The organism is Apilactobacillus apisilvae, from assembly GCF_023380225.1.
Classification (GTDB): Bacteria; Bacillota; Bacilli; order Lactobacillales; family Lactobacillaceae; genus Apilactobacillus; species Apilactobacillus apisilvae.
Map to the genome: position 1 here is coordinate 1287364 of NZ_CP093362.1, position 17983 is coordinate 1305346.

The 17983-nt window shown below is 29.3% G+C and carries 21 protein-coding genes and 1 other annotated feature; of the genes, 15 read left to right on the plus strand and 6 right to left on the minus strand.

Features of this window, described 5'->3' with window-relative positions; all coding sequences use genetic code 11:
- The first annotated feature begins 50 nt into the window (after positions 1-50).
- The 6 genes from MOO46_RS06580 (at position 51) to MOO46_RS06605 (ending at position 4296) form a co-directional block, all read left to right on the plus strand.
- On the plus strand, positions 51-938 hold the full coding sequence (locus MOO46_RS06580) for an ABC transporter ATP-binding protein (RefSeq protein ID WP_249510884.1): 888 nt from the start codon (positions 51-53) through the stop codon (positions 936-938).
- A complete protein-coding gene (locus MOO46_RS06585) occupies positions 938-1789 on the plus strand; it encodes an ABC transporter permease (protein WP_249510885.1) in 852 nt (283 codons plus the stop codon). Before MOO46_RS06580 ends, MOO46_RS06585 begins: the two co-directional genes overlap by 1 nt.
- Positions 1790-1831: 42 nt before the next feature.
- Positions 1832-2293, plus strand: a complete 462-nt coding sequence (locus MOO46_RS06590; RefSeq protein WP_249510886.1) for a LytTR family DNA-binding domain-containing protein — start codon at positions 1832-1834, stop codon at positions 2291-2293.
- 10 nt (positions 2294-2303) lie between these two features.
- Entirely contained in the window at positions 2304-2699 is a 396-nt protein-coding gene (locus MOO46_RS06595) for a DUF3021 family protein (protein WP_249510887.1), read from the plus strand.
- 65 nt (positions 2700-2764) lie between these two features.
- Positions 2765-3466 (plus strand): CPBP family intramembrane glutamic endopeptidase, encoded by a 702-nt coding sequence (locus MOO46_RS06600; protein ID WP_249510888.1) that lies wholly within the window; start codon positions 2765-2767, stop codon positions 3464-3466.
- 11 nt (positions 3467-3477) lie between these two features.
- A complete protein-coding gene (locus tag MOO46_RS06605; protein ID WP_249510889.1) occupies positions 3478-4296 on the plus strand; it encodes a CPBP family intramembrane glutamic endopeptidase in 819 nt (272 codons plus the stop codon).
- Positions 4297-4315: 19 nt separating this feature from the next.
- On the opposite strand, the gene MOO46_RS06610 is transcribed toward MOO46_RS06605, so the two are convergent.
- Positions 4316-5683, minus strand: a complete 1368-nt coding sequence (locus MOO46_RS06610; protein ID WP_249510890.1) for a class II fumarate hydratase — start codon at positions 5681-5683, stop codon at positions 4316-4318.
- A 482-nt stretch (positions 5684-6165) separates the two neighbouring features.
- Here MOO46_RS06610 and MOO46_RS06615 point away from each other — a divergent pair, with 482 nt between their 5' ends.
- The 4 genes from MOO46_RS06615 to MOO46_RS06630 all read left to right on the plus strand — a co-directional run bounded on the left by MOO46_RS06615 (position 6166) and on the right by MOO46_RS06630 (position 8944).
- Positions 6166-6534, plus strand: coding sequence for a hypothetical protein (locus tag MOO46_RS06615; protein ID WP_249510891.1), 369 nt, complete (start codon positions 6166-6168; stop codon positions 6532-6534).
- Between the two features lie 9 nt (positions 6535-6543).
- Complete coding sequence (locus tag MOO46_RS06620; protein WP_249510892.1) at positions 6544-6954, plus strand: hypothetical protein; 411 nt, start codon at positions 6544-6546, stop codon at positions 6952-6954.
- A 238-nt stretch (positions 6955-7192) separates the two neighbouring features.
- Complete coding sequence (gene pnuC, locus MOO46_RS06625; protein WP_249510893.1) at positions 7193-7942, plus strand: nicotinamide riboside transporter PnuC; 750 nt, start codon at positions 7193-7195, stop codon at positions 7940-7942.
- 102 nt (positions 7943-8044) lie between these two features.
- A complete protein-coding gene (locus MOO46_RS06630) occupies positions 8045-8944 on the plus strand; it encodes a DNA/RNA non-specific endonuclease (RefSeq protein ID WP_249510894.1) in 900 nt (299 codons plus the stop codon).
- Positions 8945-8977: 33 nt separating this feature from the next.
- On the opposite strand, the gene MOO46_RS06635 is transcribed toward MOO46_RS06630, so the two are convergent.
- Both MOO46_RS06635 and MOO46_RS06640 read right to left on the minus strand, forming a co-directional pair.
- Complete coding sequence (locus MOO46_RS06635; RefSeq protein WP_249510895.1) at positions 8978-10150, minus strand: tetratricopeptide repeat protein; 1173 nt, start codon at positions 10148-10150, stop codon at positions 8978-8980.
- A gap of 69 nt (positions 10151-10219) precedes the next feature.
- Positions 10220-10582, minus strand: a complete 363-nt coding sequence (locus MOO46_RS06640) for a hypothetical protein (RefSeq protein WP_249510896.1) — start codon at positions 10580-10582, stop codon at positions 10220-10222.
- A gap of 203 nt (positions 10583-10785) precedes the next feature.
- On the opposite strand from MOO46_RS06640, the gene MOO46_RS06645 reads away from it, so the two are divergent.
- The 3 genes from MOO46_RS06645 to MOO46_RS07885 all read left to right on the plus strand — a co-directional run bounded on the left by MOO46_RS06645 (position 10786) and on the right by MOO46_RS07885 (position 12495).
- Positions 10786-11601 carry a TPM domain-containing protein gene (locus MOO46_RS06645; protein WP_249510897.1) on the plus strand — a complete coding sequence of 272 codons (816 nt, stop codon included), beginning with the start codon at positions 10786-10788 and terminating at the stop codon, positions 11599-11601.
- 31 nt (positions 11602-11632) lie between these two features.
- Positions 11633-12244 carry a LemA family protein gene (locus MOO46_RS06650; protein WP_249510898.1) on the plus strand — a complete coding sequence of 204 codons (612 nt, stop codon included), beginning with the start codon at positions 11633-11635 and terminating at the stop codon, positions 12242-12244.
- A gap of 116 nt (positions 12245-12360) precedes the next feature.
- Positions 12361-12495, plus strand: coding sequence for a hypothetical protein (locus MOO46_RS07885; protein WP_260525466.1), 135 nt, complete (start codon positions 12361-12363; stop codon positions 12493-12495).
- An 81-nt stretch (positions 12496-12576) separates the two neighbouring features.
- Here the strand turns inward: MOO46_RS07885 and brnQ are convergent, their stop codons facing one another.
- The gene (brnQ, locus tag MOO46_RS06655; protein ID WP_396121401.1) at positions 12577-13941 is read right to left on the minus strand and encodes a branched-chain amino acid transport system II carrier protein; all 1365 of its coding nucleotides are present in this window, start codon (positions 13939-13941) and stop codon (positions 12577-12579) included.
- Positions 13942-14060: 119 nt separating this feature from the next.
- Positions 14061-14287 (minus strand) — a binding site (T-box leader).
- A 209-nt stretch (positions 14288-14496) separates the two neighbouring features.
- Here brnQ and MOO46_RS06660 point away from each other — a divergent pair.
- Together MOO46_RS06660 and MOO46_RS06665 are read left to right on the plus strand one after the other, a co-directional pair.
- Positions 14497-15246 (plus strand): zinc ribbon domain-containing protein, encoded by a 750-nt coding sequence (locus tag MOO46_RS06660; RefSeq protein WP_249510899.1) that lies wholly within the window; start codon positions 14497-14499, stop codon positions 15244-15246.
- A 20-nt stretch (positions 15247-15266) separates the two neighbouring features.
- Positions 15267-16667, plus strand: a complete 1401-nt coding sequence (locus MOO46_RS06665) for a zinc ribbon domain-containing protein (protein ID WP_249510900.1) — start codon at positions 15267-15269, stop codon at positions 16665-16667.
- A gap of 46 nt (positions 16668-16713) precedes the next feature.
- Here the strand turns inward: MOO46_RS06665 and MOO46_RS06670 are convergent, their stop codons facing one another.
- Positions 16714-17364, minus strand: a complete 651-nt coding sequence (locus MOO46_RS06670; RefSeq protein ID WP_249510901.1) for a hypothetical protein — start codon at positions 17362-17364, stop codon at positions 16714-16716.
- Between the two features lie 134 nt (positions 17365-17498).
- Positions 17499-17873 carry a DUF1722 domain-containing protein gene (locus MOO46_RS06675; RefSeq protein WP_249510902.1) on the minus strand — a complete coding sequence of 125 codons (375 nt, stop codon included), beginning with the start codon at positions 17871-17873 and terminating at the stop codon, positions 17499-17501.
- Positions 17874-17983 lie beyond the last annotated feature (110 nt).

The following is a 17983-nucleotide window of genomic DNA, read 5'->3' on the forward strand; positions in this document are numbered from 1 at the left end:
TTTGATTACTGGTAATCTATTCACAATTAATCAAAAGGGTGGCCTTAATTATGGAACTTTTAAAAGTTGATAACTTAACTAAAAAATTTAAAAATAAAATCGCCGTTAATAATGTTAATTTAAGTGTTCAAAAAGGACAATTAGTTGCTTTACTTGGTCATAATGGAGCTGGTAAGTCCACGACGATTTCAATGTTGATTGGTTTAATGAAACCAACCAATGGTGAAATTAAACTTGCGGGTTTTTCACCCAATGATGCTAAGTATCGTCAAAAGTTGGGGGTTGTATTCCAAAATAGTGTCCTAGATGATGATTTAACGGTAGAGAAAAACATCGATATTAGAGCTCATATGTATAAAAACTTGGATATCCATTTTAAAAATAAATTGATTGATGATTTTGAATTAAAAAACATTATCCATCAAAAATATAAAACCTTATCTGGTGGCCAACGTAGAAGGGTAGATATTGTTAGATCTTTATTAAATAAACCGGAAATCTTATTTTTAGATGAGCCATCAACTGGCTTAGATATTCAAACTAGAAATAAAATTTGGGAGGTGCTAAATAATCTTCGCAAGTCCATGAACTTAACAATTATCCTCACAACTCACTATTTAGAAGAAGCTGAAGATGCTGATTTTGTTTATGTTATGGATAAAGGAAATATTGTCGCTAATGATACGGTTAATGATCTAAAAATTAAATATACGAAAGATAAGTTAACCTTATATTCAAATAATGTACATGCTTTAAAACAACATTTAGACATTGATGTTGCTGAGGAAACTTTTGAATCGCTTACAATCAATATTAATGATCATAATGATGCAATTAATATTTTATCTAAAATTAAAGATTTCATTACTACTTTTGAATATAAACGTGGCAGTATGGATGATATCTTTATTGCCCTAACTGGAAAGGAGATTCAATAATGATTAGTTTGGTCAAAAGAAATTTATTATTATATTTTAACAATCGTCAAAGGGTTTTCTTCTCTTTAATGGGAGCAATTATTTCATTTATCTTATATATTTTATTTTTAAAAAATGGTATTCAATCTGATTTAAAATCAATTCATGAAGGAACTAAATTGCTAGACTACTGGTTGATTGGTGGAACCGTCACAGTGACTGCAATTACTACGACACAAAGTGCTTTGAATCAAAAAATTGTGGATAAAGAAAATCGTCGAATTGATGATTTATTATTAACTAATGCCTCTAAATTACAAATTAATATTGGATATGTCGCAACTTCAGTTGTAATTGGGACCTTAATGCAAGTCATTGTTTTCTTCTTATTATCAATTTATTTTAACTTTTCCGATGGATTATTAATCAATTTTGCTTCAATTATTCCCATAATTTTAATCGCAATGCTTAGTAGCTTAGTTTGGACGATGGTAAATATGGTTATTGATTTATTTTTTGATAATCAAGCATCTATCTCGGGGGTTAACTCAATTGTAGGAACCTGTGCAGGATTTTTTGCAGGTGTGTATATGCCATTAGGTTCCTTGCCTAAAGCTGGTCAAAAAATTATTGAATTTATTCCAGCAGCATATAATTCATCTTTATACCGTAATCTTTTGATGAAGGATCAATTAAATGATAGCTTCAGTGGTTTACCATCAAAGGTATTATCAAGTTTTAAAGATACAATGGGATTAAAAGTGAATGGTGTTACGACACAATTAGGCAATGTTTTTGCCTTATGTATCTTCATTTTAGTTTTAATTATTTTATTTTTATTAATATCACAATTTAAAAATAATCGTTCTTAATTTTATTATGTTAAGGTTATAAGTAAAGAGGGGGGACACTTTATGAATATTGATTTTCACCAAGATGAAACATTAGCAGAAAATGATATTAAAGTCTTGGTCAGTGCAAATAAATTATCTCCCCAAGTCATCAATCTTTTAAATCAACTTAATGAATTAAATGATTCAATTAATGAAAATAAAGTTTTACCGGTTTCAACTGATGATCGAGTAGTGATGTTACCTTTTGATAACATTATTGGGATTGAAGTTTATGGCAATGAATTAACTATTTACTCGATTGAACAAGAATACACTACTAATGGTAAGTTGAAATCAGTTTTGAATAACTTAAAACCATATCATTTCATTCAAATTAGTCGTTCAGCGATTATTAATTTAGACCATTTAAAATCTATGGAAACCGCATTTTCAGGAAGTATGACTGCTTTCTTAACCAATGATTTAAAGCTAAATGTTAGTCGGAAATATTTACCAGAATTAAAACGCAGTTTGAAGATGTGAGGTGTTCAAGATGAAAATTGTGAAAAGACTTGTTCGAGAATTTATAGTTGGAATGTTGTTTGGATCGTTGATTTATATGTTAACTGATTTTTATGAGGGGGATTTAAAATATAGAATCATATATCTTTCTATTTGTGGTCTAATTGGGTTATTAACAGAGTTAATTAATTCTGATAAATTAAAGGTTACTTATGCCATCATTTTACATTTTATTGGTACTTTTACTTTGGTATCTTTATTAAATATAGTAACTGGCCAATTGGACACGTTTAGAATGCCTTATTTGGCTCAATATATCACTGCTTTTTTGATTATATATGTAATTATTTGGCTAATGGTTCTTAGTACATTTAAAAATACAACTTCAAAAATTAACAATGCAATTAAGAAAAGAAATAAACACTAAATGAAAAATAACTTATTATGATATTATTGTCATAATAAGTTATTTTTGTAAGGAGTGATTTATAAATGCATGATTCAAATTTTTGGTCATTTGATAAATTATTCAACCGAATTTGTATCTTTATTTTATTATTTTTAATGATTATAGCAGGATTTCAATATATTCCAATTGCTTTTTTAGCTCATACTAATAGCCTAAGTTCAGTGATTATATTATCAGTAGTCTTTTTTCTATTGTATTTTGCAATGATTTGGGTATCTCGTTATTGTTATACTAAGCATAGTATTAATAATTTAAAACAAAAAATCACTTTAAGTAATGTAAAATTAGTTGTGATTTGTTATATTTTATCGCAGCTTCTTGAAGAGATTTTATTTTTTTTAAGTAAGTTATTGTATCATCAATCGACGAGCGGTAATCAACAAAATTTGGAAAATATGGTTTCTACTAATCATGCAACGGCTATTCTAATGCTTTTTGGAATTGTTATATTAAGTCCGATTTTAGAAGAATTAGTTTTTCGCGGCTATTTTATGGATGCTTTATTTCCCACACGTTTTAAATGGTTACCCATTATTTTAAGTGGTTTAATTTTTGGCCTGGCTCATACAACTAATTTTAATGTTTTCTTTATTTTAATTTATAGTCAAATTGGGATGTTTTTAGCTTATGTTTATAAAAAAACTAACAATTTAAAAGTATCAATCGCCTTACATATGCTCAACAATATAATATCGGCAATTTTAATGCTTAAACTATTATTTTAGGAAGTGACTAGATGTTAGTTAAAAAAATTAGTTCAAAATGGCAATGGACGATGATTCCATTGTTATTGATTTTAGAAACACTATTAGATGGTCTTATATTACCATTGATATATGCTGGCGGTTATCGATTATTAACACATGCAAGTTTAGTTGAGAATCACTATATGTTATATCTCAATATCTATAAAATTTTATCTATTTTTGTGATCTTAATACTGAACTACTTGTTGTTCAGACAGACTTTTTATTTAAAACCTTCGAAAGAAGAAGCTGGTTGGAAAATATTTATATTCTGTTGTTTATTAATTATCTTAATAACTTGTACTTCTAAACATTATTGGACTGCTTTAGATGTTGGTATTATTGCGGCAATTCCTGAAGAGCTAATGTTTCGCGGTGTTATTATGGGCTGGGTACTAGAAAAAATTACGAAATTTAAGCAAACCTATGTCAATGTATCAATTGCTTTAACGGTTGCCGCTATTATTTTTGGCTGTTTCCATTATATTAATTTAGCTCAACAATCATTTGGTTTTACAACGCTACAAGTTCTAAATGCTATCGGAGTTGGGATGATTCTAGGGGCTATTTATATTAAGTCTGGTAGTCTTTTGATTCCAATGGCAACCCATTTTATTTATGACTTTGTAGTTACACTTGCCAAAGGGATGCCAGAAAGTAATTATACAGCCGTTGGTGGTAAAGAAATTATTTTTGAATTTATAATTTTAGCAATTTACGCTGCGATTGCAATATCACTTGTTTGTTTCCATTTTGAAAATAATTTACTATTGCAGAAAATTGAAAATAAATCACAAAAAGTCGACTAAATTTTTAGCCGACTTTTTTCTATCGATCAATATTTGTCATATCACGTGCAACTACCCATTTGTTAAATTCTTCTTCTGTAACACCACTAGCTAATGCTGCTACTTTTAAAGTTGTGCTATTTTTTTTCGCTTTTTGGGCAATCTTAGCACTGCGCTCATAACCAATATGTGGACTTAATGCAGTGACCAGCATTAATGAATTCTTTAATAGTTCATTCATCCGATCTTGATTAATAGTCATCCCATTTACTAGTTTGTCAGTGAATGATTCAACTGATTCACGTAATAAATTAGCACTTTCTAAAAATTTAGTAATGATTAATGGTTTATAAACATTCATTTCAAAATTTCCCTGACTGTTAGCAAAATTAATGGTTGTGTCATTGCCCATTACTTCAGCACCGACCATGGTTAAAGCTTCAATCTGAGTAGGGTTAACTTTTCCTGGCATAATTGAAGAACCTGGTTCATTACTTGGAATATTTAATTCGTCATAGCCAGCACGAGGACCGGATGCCAAGAAACGAATGTCGTTACCGACTTTAATTAAATCAGTCGCTAAGGTTTTTAAAATTCCATGAACCATTGTAATACCAGTATGGTTAGCTAATCCTTGGAACTTATTAGGTGCAACTTTAAATTGTTCGTTTAATTGTTTACTGATTTGTTTAACCATATCTGAGTCAAAATGATTAGGCGTATTTAATCCAGTCCCCACAGCAGTTCCACCAATTGGTAATTCTAATAATGTTTTTTTATTTTCTTCTAAGAAGTCAATATCATGTTGGATTGCTGACTTCCAGCCACTTATTTCTTGGCCAAAAGTAATGGGGGTGGCATCCTGCAAATGAGTTCGCCCAATCTTAACAACAGTTTTGTATGCAATTTCTTTTTCGTTTAATTTTTGGACCAATGTTTTTAATGTTGGTAATAACTGATTAATTGCATCATTTGCTGCAATCATCATGGCAGTTGGGAAAGTATCATTTGAACTTTGTGACTTATTAACATCATCATTTGGATGAATTTTAACAGCTGAATTTAATTCTTCTGCTAGATGTGAAATTACTTCATTCACATTCATATTAGTTTGAGTTCCACTACCAGTTTGATAAACATGAAGGGGAAATTCATTACGATAATTTCCATTCAAAATTGTATCAATTGTGTTTACGATTGAATTAGCTTTATCCTGATCAAGATTGCCATCTTTTGAATTTACCACCGCGGCGGCTTTTTTTATTTGCAAAAGAGCATGAATAATTGGCATCGGCATGAGTTTACCAAATTTAAAATTATTTCGACTACGTTGAGTTTGAGGCCCAAAGAGTGCATCTTTGGGAACTTTTACTTCACCTAAAGAGTCTTTTTCAATTCGATAATCCATTTAATCAAGTCCTTTTATATAAGATAATTTCATTATATTATGATATATTGCTAAATACTATTAAAACTTAATCTGAAGTCTGATAACATTATGGTATATCTTTAAACTATGAGGGTGAAAAATTGAAAATACATTTACATAATTTTTTATTAGGATTTATTCCAATAATATTATTTTTAGTTATTCTAGCAGCGTGGCAGGTTAGTTTTATTGTCTGCTTAATTGTAACCGTTATTTTATTGGCTTTGACGTATTTTTTATTAAAATCTGCACGGAATAAGCAATTGAATTTTTACGATAGTGAAAAAATGTTCTATCGTTCTCATAAGATTTTATGTATTGCGATTAACTTTGCATTCTACTTGTTACTTATTTATTTGTTGATTAGAGTCTTTAATGTTGTAAATCCTTTAATTTATTTGTTTATTGTTTTATCATTTACCAACTTTACTTACTCATTAGAAGAAAAATAGGAGCTTATTATGAAAATTAATTGGAAATCATTTATAAACGGAATCATTTTAGTTTTACCAGCATTTTTGATTGCTGGAATTGTTGAAGTGTTTATTGGTTGGTTACTTAGTTTAATAGCAATTATTGCTTATTTTGTGGCACTATATTTTTATTGCAAAAATCATCCATATAGTAAAATTGCGCAAATGTTTTACTATGGATTTGGAATGCGACCTAATGCATATGCCAGAACTCATCCAACAGCTTCTTTATTAATCTTAGTTGGACTGTTATTTGTTATGAACATATTATTTAGTGTTCTTCATCTGGGAAGTTTAGTGTTTACTTTATGTTATGTAGTTATTTTGGAATTATTTTATTCATTGGAGAGTAAGTAGGGGTGTTTAATGAAAATTGACTGGAAAACTTTTTCGTACTTTATTTTTTTGATGGTAGTTCCACTAAGTATATTTATTATTTTATATTATAGCTTTTTAAGTATGTATAGTTCTTTGTGGTTACTAGCTATTGTTATTATCTATGAAATTATTATGAATTATGCAACTAAGGGAAGTATTAAATTTGACAAATTCAATCAATATTTTTTTAAAAATATTAATGCTATTGGAAGTCGTAATTGGAAAATTAAATTAATTTACTATATTCCATTAATATTATTATCAACTTCTTTGTTTATTTATTTTCTAAATATTAATCTAAGTGTATCTTTTTACATTATGGTTTTTGTTACAATATGTATTATATTCTCACTATATAGATTCTTTTTGCAATGTACCAAATTCAATTTTGAAGATTAAAATATTCAATTTAAAATTTAATCAAATTTTTCTAAAGCTAAATTAGAGCCCGTCTTATCTAGTCCAGAAGGCTCTAATTTTATTTTGATTGGATTGCAAAAATATTTCTACATGGTAGTATATATAGTGTTGTTTTTTGAGAGAACACTATGTATTAACACAATATATAGATGAATCCTAGGTATGTTCTCCTCAAAATTCTTAACCGAATTTGAAAATATTGAGGAGAAATTATACATTGTCTAATTATTTTAAATTTTTAGCCCATCAACTAAAGGGATGGCCAAAACAAAACTACTACTTATTTTTCTTTAGTTTAGGTTGCCAAGTGATGACATTGGTAAATGCACCAATTACATGGCTTTCAATCTTAACTTTTATTGGAACTACTTTAGGAGTTCTATGTGTGCTTGCAATAAATGCAGCTAAATCTGTAAATGGTATTTTAGGTATTTTATCCGGAATTTGTTTTATTATTGTTGGATTTACTGCAAAGAATTATTTAAGTATTGGTGAACAGATTGCTTACATATTGACACTTGATATTCCAGTATTATTAAGTAAGAACTGGAATGTTAACATGGTTTCTAAGATTCGTAAGTTTACCGCTAAAAGCTGGTTTATCTCAATTGCATTTACAGCTGTTGTTTTCGTAGTTTCTGGATTTGCCATTCAAACATTAACCGATGATGGTCGTCCATTCTATGATGCATTTAGTTTTGCGGTTTGTTTAACTGCTGGAATCATTTGCTTCATGCGTTACAACAATCAATACTTCTGGTGGTTAGCATCAGGACTTGCTCAATTAGTATTATGGTTCATTACTTACAAAGAAGGATCAGCTACTTTGGCAATGTTTGTTAATAGTGCTGTTTATGTTGCTAATGACGTCTTAGCTTTCACCGTTTCTCCTTGGTTTAATGAAAAGGAAAAACAACGTTTGATGAAAGAAGAAAAAGCTTACGCTGATAAATTTGAAGTTGATTAATATTTAATATCGAAAAGTTGGATTTTTAATCCAGCTTTTTTATTTTTTAATTAGCGATTATGTTAATATTATTGATAGATAATTTAGAGGGATGGATAAAGTATGAAAATTAAACGATTAGTCGTTAGTTCTTTATTTTTAGCATTACTCCTAACAGGTTGTGGTTCTAAAAAAGAAGAAAACCAAAGTACAGTAAAAGACAACAATATTAATATTGAAAGCAAGAATGATAACACAGTTGATCAGAAACTAGATCAGCTAGAATACAAATCTGGCGATCAATCTTATATTGAAATTAATAATAATAAATCCAATTTAAAAACAACTGATTGGAAATATAATCATGTTGTTTATGCTGATTTAGACAATTTGAATCGGACTTCTACTGGTAACATTGCTTACTTAGAACATCGTAATTTAGCTAGTGGTAGCCTAAGAAGCTCACAAACTGTTCAACCAACAGCTTGGCATCAAAAATTTGTTGATGGTTCAGCTATAATTAATCGTGGCCATGAAATTGCCTATAGTATTTCTGGAGGCATTAGTTTAGATGGTAGTTACAAACCTGGTTTAAAATCTGGTGACCAGAACAACATTAAGAATTTATTTACGCAAAGTGCCTTTAGTAATCAAAAAGTACAAACTATTTACGAAACTAAAGTTCGAGATGCTTTAAAAGAGGGGAAGAAAGTTATTTATAAAGTTACCCCAATTTTTAAAGGAAATAATTTAATGGCGAGTGGAGTTCACATGCAAGCACTTTCTACTGATGAAACTTTGAACTTCAATATTTATTTATATAATGTTCAACCAGGAGTTAAATTTGATTACGCTACAGGTAGATCTAAAATTGATAAAAGTATGACGGTTCCAACACCTCAAGGTGCACCTAACTTTAGTAATAACAACCGTTCTTATAAGAATAATCATCATTATGCCCGTAACTATGGTAGTTATAATACGCATAATTACCATCGTAGTTATCATCATTACAATCGATAAAACACAAAAAGCCGATTCTTTCGAATCGACTTTTTATTTTTCAATATTGGTTTCAATTAAAATCTCTAATCTCGAATCATCTAAAGTAAAATCATCATTTTTATCAAAAGTTTGTTCAAAACCGGCATCTTTAATACCCCAAACTTTAGTTTTTTCAATATTATCTTTAGTTACTGTATCGTTGAAATAATCCTTCGCTACCGCTAACATAAATACTTTAATTGTTTCAGTATCATATGAAACATTAGTTTTATAATCATCAAAAATAGTTTCTTGATAATCAAAATCATCAGATGTTCTTAACTGTTCATCTTTGATTTCTAATGGACTTTTACCTGTTAGTAATAGATAAGCAATTGTTCCGGTATCATTATTAACTAGTTTGTAAAAATTAAATGATAATTCTGGTGGGACGTTAATTCCACAAACATCATAGATTTCAGCACCTTGATTAATTAAGGTATAATTTTCATCGATAAATAATGATAGATTATTTTTTACTTCAAATAATGGTAGGTTTGCTGGTAAAAACTCTTCAAAGGGAGCTTGCTTAAAGCCATGATTAGAATTAAAGTCACGAATTTTATTTAATTTTTTAACAGTCTGATCAGTTGGAAATAGCTGAACACTATCATTGTATTTATTTTCAATTTTATCAAAACTCATTTTAACAAAGGTTCCAATTGGACTGGTTAACATTGTGTGGGATAAAGCTTGTCCAATGATAAAGTCAGTTGCAAAAATAGGTAGATCTTTTTCATCTTGATTATTAATTTCTTCTAAAGCTTTTTTAGTTGAATTATATAATTTATCATTTTCATCAATATTATCAATGACCTTATTCAAATATAAATTAGCTTCGTAGATGTTACCATTATTAAATAGGATTTTTCCTAGATAGTAGTTGGCTTCAACATCATCTGGTGCGTAAATTAATGATTGTTTAAATAAATGGACACCAGTTGGATCAAGTTGAGTACCATATTTAGTAAATAGCATCCCTAATTTAGTTAAAATTTCATTACGATCAGGAATATCTCCATTTATTTCTTCATTTGTTTTTAAGTTAGCAGGGTAAATTGCAATTGCATTACTATAAAATTCAATTGCTTGTTTTTGATTGTCATTGTCATAATTTTGATTGCCAAAGTTAATAAATTGGGTAATTTGTTGGGTTTTGGCCTTCCCCAATTTGATAGCTTCCATCTGTAACAACTCCTGATGTAAATTATATATCTTATGATATAACGATTTAAATTATAAAAAAAGGATAAATTAATTTTGCAAATTGTAGACGTTGTTCCTGATATTGCCAAGAATTAATGAAATACTTGAAATGACTCCACATACATAAGGGAACTTAGTTTCTGGATTTAATATCCATAAAATCATAATCATTATAATTGATGTAATTGATAAAATTGCATCAAACTTGGTATTTTGAATGAAGAAAGCTGCTACAATTTGAATAATTAATAATATAACAGTAATTACACCTATAATATCATAAATAACAAAGTTAAGAGGTAACTGACTAATTGGCTCGATAGGAATAATATCAAGCCCAATAATGGTTCCAGCTAATAATCCTAAAATAACACTAATTGTTCTAAAAATAATTGAAATATATTTATACATATTTTATGCCTTCTTTAATTAAATCCTTAACTCAAAAATAGTCTAAAAAAGGATTTTTTTCAAATTTTTAGTTAAATATTTCTTTACTATTATATTACAATCAATTAATATGCTCTTATAAAGAGTTTATAGGGGGGAGATTTACGAAGTATTTTAAAAGAATATTTTATCTATTAATTCCTATTTTTTCATTAATTTTATTAATGGGTAAATTAAATGCAAATGCTGAATCGACCAATCCAACACCTAATTCGGAGTATGTGATTGAAGATTATGCTAATATTTTATCTGATAATACTAAACAAATTATTCTAAATCAGGATAAAAAATATCAACAAACGGAAACGAAACCACAAATTGTTGTAATGACGGTAAAGTCAACTGGAGATTTATCTATTGCAGATTATGCTGATAAACTTTTGGAAAATGATCGCTGGAAATTTGGTAAAAAAGGCCTGGATAATGGAACTTTAATTTTATTTGCCCAAAATGGGGGTAAAAATAATGTTAGAATTAGTACAGGTTATGGAGTTGAAGGAATCTTACCTGATGGTAAAACTAATCAAATTCTACAAAATAATAAGTCTTTATTGAAGTCTAGCAATTCTTCAGAAGTTGACAATGGACTTCAACAGACTTTTCAAGATGTTGCTTCAATTGTCAGTAAAGAATACGCTAACAAATCAGTAAAAGACGCCAAGGCAACCATGCAAGCTAACCAACGTAAAAAGTATACTACTTGGGTATTATTATTTATTTTATTAGGAATAGTTGGTGTAATTATCTACTATCTGAAGAAGAATAATAATGATGACAATAACCATCATAATCATTACGGTGGTGGCTCTGGAGGCGGCGATAATGGTTTCTGGACTGGTGCATTAATCGGTAGTTTACTAGGATCTGGTGGTTCTAGGTCTAGCGGTAGTGATTTTGGTAGCTTTGGTGGTGGCGACTCTGGTGGCTTTAGTGATTCCGGAGGCGGCGGAGACTTCGGTGGTGGAGGATCCGATATTTAATAATTTGTAAAGAATAAGGAGAATATAAAAAATGATTGAAAACAAACCATTTTATAAACGTGGCTGGTTTATTACACTAGTCGTAGTTGGTGTTGTACTAATTGGAATGATTGGTGGTTTTATTAAATCTTCCAATAGCATGTCAACCAGTGAACAAGGCGTAGAGGAACAATTGGCACAAGTTCAAACCGTTTTACAACGTCGTGCTGACTTAATTCCTAACTTAATGAATGCTGTAAAGGGCCAACAAAAACAAGAAAAACAAGTTTATGGTGACATTAGTAAGGCTAGAACTGAATACTATAATTCAAAATCTAAGTATAACAATGCTAACAATAGTTCTGACAAAGTTAATGCTTTAAGTGGGCAAGATCGTGCTTTAAATGTCATGGTTGGTTCAATTCGTGAAGCATATCCAAAATTAGAATCTAATAGTAATATGCAAACTTTGATGGTACAACTAGAAGGGAGTGAAAACCGCATTAGTGTGGAACGTAATCGTTATAATAAGACTGCTCGTGAATATAACAATAAACTAGTTAAATTCCCTGGTTCATTAGTTGCAAGTATTACTAACCACAAGAAGGCTAATTACTTCCAAGCTGATGAAAGTGCCCAAAAAGCTCCATCAGTTAACTTCTAATATGAAAGGCCAAAAAGAAATTACTAAGTTTAGTAATTTCTTTTTTCATTTAAGATAATTTTAAGTTTTCATTGTTATATTAATGACAATCAATTAAGAAAGAAGGTTATATGACTATGCTAAGACAACAGATTTTAATGGATCCAACAAGTTTGAATGAAAATAATACAATTATGATTGGTCGTTATGAATTGAAATTAAAGGGTGGTCATATTTGGAAACCAAAAACTTTCAAATGGTTAAATCCATAATTGATTAGAAAACAAGATATTTCATATATACAATCCCCCATAAAAAATAAGCAACTCAATTAACTTTGAGTTGCTTATTTTTTACTTTTTATATTTATAAATGATTAATCCAATGATTGCACCAACAATTCCGGGAAGAATCCAGTCCATTTTAATATTTGCAAATGGTAAAATACCTTGTTCAATTTTAATTAATGATTGAATAACGGTTAAATTACTAATCATCGGTGGCATTGAAACTAACATATCAAAGAATGCAGGTATCGTTATAAAAATAATGGTCGTTATATAAACAATTTTATTTCTTTTAAATAATGGGGAAAAAATTGATAATAAAATTAATGTAATTGCGAATGGATATAATAACATTAATACTGGCGTTGACCAGGTAACAATTAAGTTTAATCCAGCATTAGCAACCACAAATGAAATAATACAATTTAGCCCTAACCATTGATGATAACTGAATTTTGGAAAATGTTGATGAAAATCTTGTGCAAAAGCTGAGGCCAAACCAACTGCAGTGGTAATACAAGTTAAAGTCATTAAAGTGGCCAGTAAAGCATGTCCAGTTGAACCTAAATAATGTCCCATAAATTGATTAAAAGTAGTTCCACCATTATCATTACTAATCTTAAATAAATTTAGTGAAGTTGCACCGATCCAAATTAATACAATATAAATAATTCCAACTAATGATTCTGAAATGAAGCCGGCTTTTGCAGTTGCGTTGGCATTTGATTTAGGATTTGTTTTGCCTAAGACATTAACTGCACTAACAACGGCAACTCCAAAGGCTAATCCAGCTAAAGCATCCATTGTATTATAACCTTCCAAAAATCCATTGAAGAATGATGCATGTTGATAAGTAGATGAGATTGATTGACTAGCGGCATTGCCCATTGGATGTAAAAAGGCTAATAAAAATGCAATAAATAGTAGTGCTAAAAATAATGGATTTAAAATTTTTCCTAAACTATCTAAAATGCTGGTTGTTTTGTATGCTAATAAGAATGTTGCAATAAAGAAAATACCAGTAAAAATAATCATTGCTAATTGAACGTATTGGTCAGGGATGAATGGTTTAATTCCAACGGTAAAGTTAACGCTTGCGGTTCTAGGCGTAGCAAATAATGGGCCCAAAGTTGCGTGAACCATCACCAAGAATATAATTGCAAAACCAGTACCTAATGGTTTTGCGATATCAAAAACCCCTTTTGAACGGGTAATACTAATTGCTAAAACTGATAGTAATGGCAAAATCACCCCAGATATTAGAAACCCAGCTGCCGCAGGAATCCAATTAGCACCAGCTAATTGACCTAAATGAATTGGAAAAATTAAGTTACCTGCACCAAAAAATAGGGCAAATAACATTGATCCTACAACTAAATATTGTTTGATGGACAATGGTTTATTATTGAGATCTTTAATTTCATCTTGCATGTTTTCTCCTCCAAATTATATTGTAAATAAGTTACTTGCGATTTTTTATTTACTCACTTTCATAACCATCATCTCCAATCTTTTTAAAAACAATAAAAAAAGCACCCTTAGTATAAAAAACTAAGGGTGCTTTAGACACACGGTACCACCTTGATTGCTAAAAATAGCCACTTCACGTACTAACATACGCTAACACTTTAATGGGTGTACCCAATATACGTTACTCTCAACGATTTCGGTATATAGCTCAAAAGATACTTTCATAACTTAATTTATATCTCTTTTCAGAATACTGAGACTCTCTAAATAAAATCAAATTATTACTTTGCTTTATCATTGCCTTTAATTTACTTGAATATTTAATATATAGAAATATATCAGTAAAATTTTTAAAAGTCAATTCTTTTAATAATTTTAAGTATTTTCTAATATGATAAATATGTAATTATACTAGTTTTAAGCATTAATATTAGAATGAATTTCTAACATTGATAAAATAGTGTTATTATAATTAGTGCAATCTTATATTTAAATTATTATTGGAGGAGTTATTTTATGAAAAAATGCCCTAAATGTGGAGCATCTGTTGATTCAAATTCTAAGTTTTGTACTAATTGTGGATATTCATTTATTAATGATCAAAATAATCAAATGAATAATCAATCAAAACAAAACAATACACAGGACAACATTAATCAAAATGTTGAGAGTATGAAAAAATACTCAAATGGTTACTTTAGTTGGTTTATGAAAACCATTAAAAAACCTAGTGAAGAAGTTAAGGAAAGTCATACATATTACGGACTAACTTCATTTATTGTTTCAGCTATTTTAATTGCATTTACCATGTATCATAGCTTTATGACTATCTCTTCACTTTTAGGAGACACTTTTGGTTCTGTTTTAGGTAATAACATTAGTGATAATGTTAGTTATTTCGACTGTTTGATAACTGTATTAATCTTGATTATTGTTTGGATTTTAATCGGTTTTCTTGCTAAAAAGTTCTCATCTAAAAATAAAATTGGCTTTTTTGAATATCTTAATAAGCTATCTAATGTTACTAACTACATAATTATTATAGATTTACTTCTATCTATACTAGTTTTAGTTTCATCAAGTTATTTAGCTTATGCCTTAGTTTTCTTATTTATTACACTAATTATTCCTGTTGCATATAATATTGGCTTATCATTAATTCTGTTCGAACATTCTAACAGTAAAATTGATGAAATTTATATGGTATTAGGAACGATTATTGCCGACTTATTGGCGGTTTTAATTATTTTTAAACTATTTAGTTAAGATTAAGAGAGGATCTTTCCATGCCTAAGAAATTATTTTGTCCCAATTGTGGACATCCCATTCAAGCATCTGATGAATTTTGTCAAAACTGTGGTTTTAATTTAAAAAACATTGATACAAATAATGACACAGTTAATAATAATTCATCACAAAATGATGCTAATCAATCAAATAATAGTCAGTTTAATAATCAAAACGCTATTCAAAGAAAATCACCACAACACAAGATGAAGCATCCTAAATTGAAGCTTTCTATCATTGCAATTTTGGTAATCGTCTTAGGTGGTGGTTACCTATTTGGCCAAAATTATTATTCTAAAAGTGCTACGATGAATCGAATTGTTGATGGAATGCAAGATCAAAATGATGTTACTAAATACTTCTATACTAATGATCCTAGTTACACAATGAATAGTGATTCATTAACACCATTATCTAATTACTTTAATGACAATAAAGAAAAATTGTTTGAATTTAAGTCTCAGCTAATGGATGGTGGTGAAACTAGTGGTGACAAGTTTGAATATAAACAAAATGGCCATCAATTTTTAATTTTTCCTCGTTACCAAATTAAGGCCAAGACAGTTTATCCAACTGTTTACACTAATCGTGATAATGCCAAAATTGAATTAGATGGTAAACATATTCTTACTTCTAATAGTAGTGATTATCAAAAGAAGATTGGCCCTATTTTTCCAGGTCAATATGAATTAAAAGCAACCGGTCAAGTTAATGGTAAGAAAATTTCTAATGATGGTAAATATTACTTAAGTGATAATGCTGATTCGGTAAACTTAGTATTAAAAACGATCAAATTTAAGGTGTCAGCTGCACCTAAATCAGTTATTTACATTAATGGTAAACGTCAAGGAACTGTTGACGATAGCGGGAACTATGCTGTTCCAGAAATGCCATATTCATCTAATATGGTTGTAACTGCTAAATACGGTAATATTGATTCTAATCCAACTAAGGTAACTTCAGATGATAATGAGTCCACCGTTGATGTTACTTATCCAGGTAGTGTATCTAAAGATGATACTCAAAACTTATTAGACGATGTATCTAATAATTTACAAAATATTGTTAGTGATGGTGATGCTGACGATTTAGATGATGATTTTGTTGGTGGATCAGACAATAATTCATACAATCAACTTTACGATTGGGGTAAAACTCAACATAAAAATGATGATATTAATAGTGTTGATTTGACCAACGATATTCAATCTATTACACCAGGTCATGATGGAACCTCAATTATTAATTACAATGTTAAGTATGTTTTCTACAGTGATGATTCAACAAATACGGAAGTATTCAGATGGACCGCTACTGTTAAAAAAGATGGCGATAATTTGAAGATTGTTAAAACTGCCTCAGATAATAAACCTATTTCACAACACAAAGAAGAAGATTAATACAAAAAAATGGTGTTACCCACATAATTGGATAACGCCATTTTTATTATTGTTCATTATTTAATTGATCTAAATTAATTTCATTTTTACCTACCAAGTCAACGTGACTTTGTTTTGATACATAATCAGGAATTGGTGATTTAGTTTTTACGCTAGTATAGAATTTGAAATGATTAAATTTAGGGGCATTACTAGTAATCATGGTTTTGTAAGTTTGACCATTATAGATTACCTTAGCAGGCCAGTAAGTATTAATTTTGTATACTGATCTAATAAAGATGGCATTGGTTTTGCCGTAACGTTCCATATTCAAGGGTGGCATTCCAGCAACTGGATCGCTAGGATGATCAGCCATAAACATACTATTTTGAATAATCATCTTAGCATTTTGTCCTTTATACCAATTTCCTAAATAGTCACGAGTGATTGGCTTATAAATCGGATGCTTATTCACATCATCACCATTTTGATCAGCGACATTATCATAAGTATCGTCATTTTTTTGTACTTTGTGATTTTGTTTTGCTTTTTGATAGCTATCATTTTCAGCAATTCGTTTCATTAAGTTATCGGAAGAAACTGGTAGGGTGTCAGCTTTATCAGTGTTATTATCTGATAAGTTATTGAATGCGACACCACCGCCAATTGCGATAAGTAGCACAGCAACTGAACCAATAATTGTCTTTTGAAATTTCATTAAATAAATTCCTTTCGATTAATCTAGTAAACATAATCTTAACATGAATCTTTTATAACACAGATTTTATTACATTATAAATATAAATCCTCACTTTGTAAATTTTTAATATATTTGGGACCGCTTAAAATACATTAAGATTTCTTGATTTCAAGAATTATTCTAGACTTTTGTAAATATTTAACTTCATACTTATCGGTTAAATCGGCTAAAAAAGGTCCTAGCTGGTCACTTTTCGGAGATAATGCATCCAAATATTTTAGATATGTTTTCTTTTCGTCATCATTTGCAATTTTTTTAAAATATCCCCAAACATGTTGATAAGCAGTCACCAACGTAGCTCTAGTTGGAGTGATATTTTCTAAATCAATCACAATTTGTTCATATTTATGTTCTTTTTCTTTCGTCCATTGATTATTTTTAGCTAAATTTCGAATTTCATTATAAGCTTGTTGAGAACGTGCCATTACCCAATATTTGTTGTATGCCCAATCACTTTGCCATGACAAATGAAATCACCTCTATATTTTCTTCTTATTTTATGGCATTCATTTAAAAATGCAAGTTTTAATTTATTGATAAATTTTAGCTAAACCTATTGCTTATTTAATTAAAACTT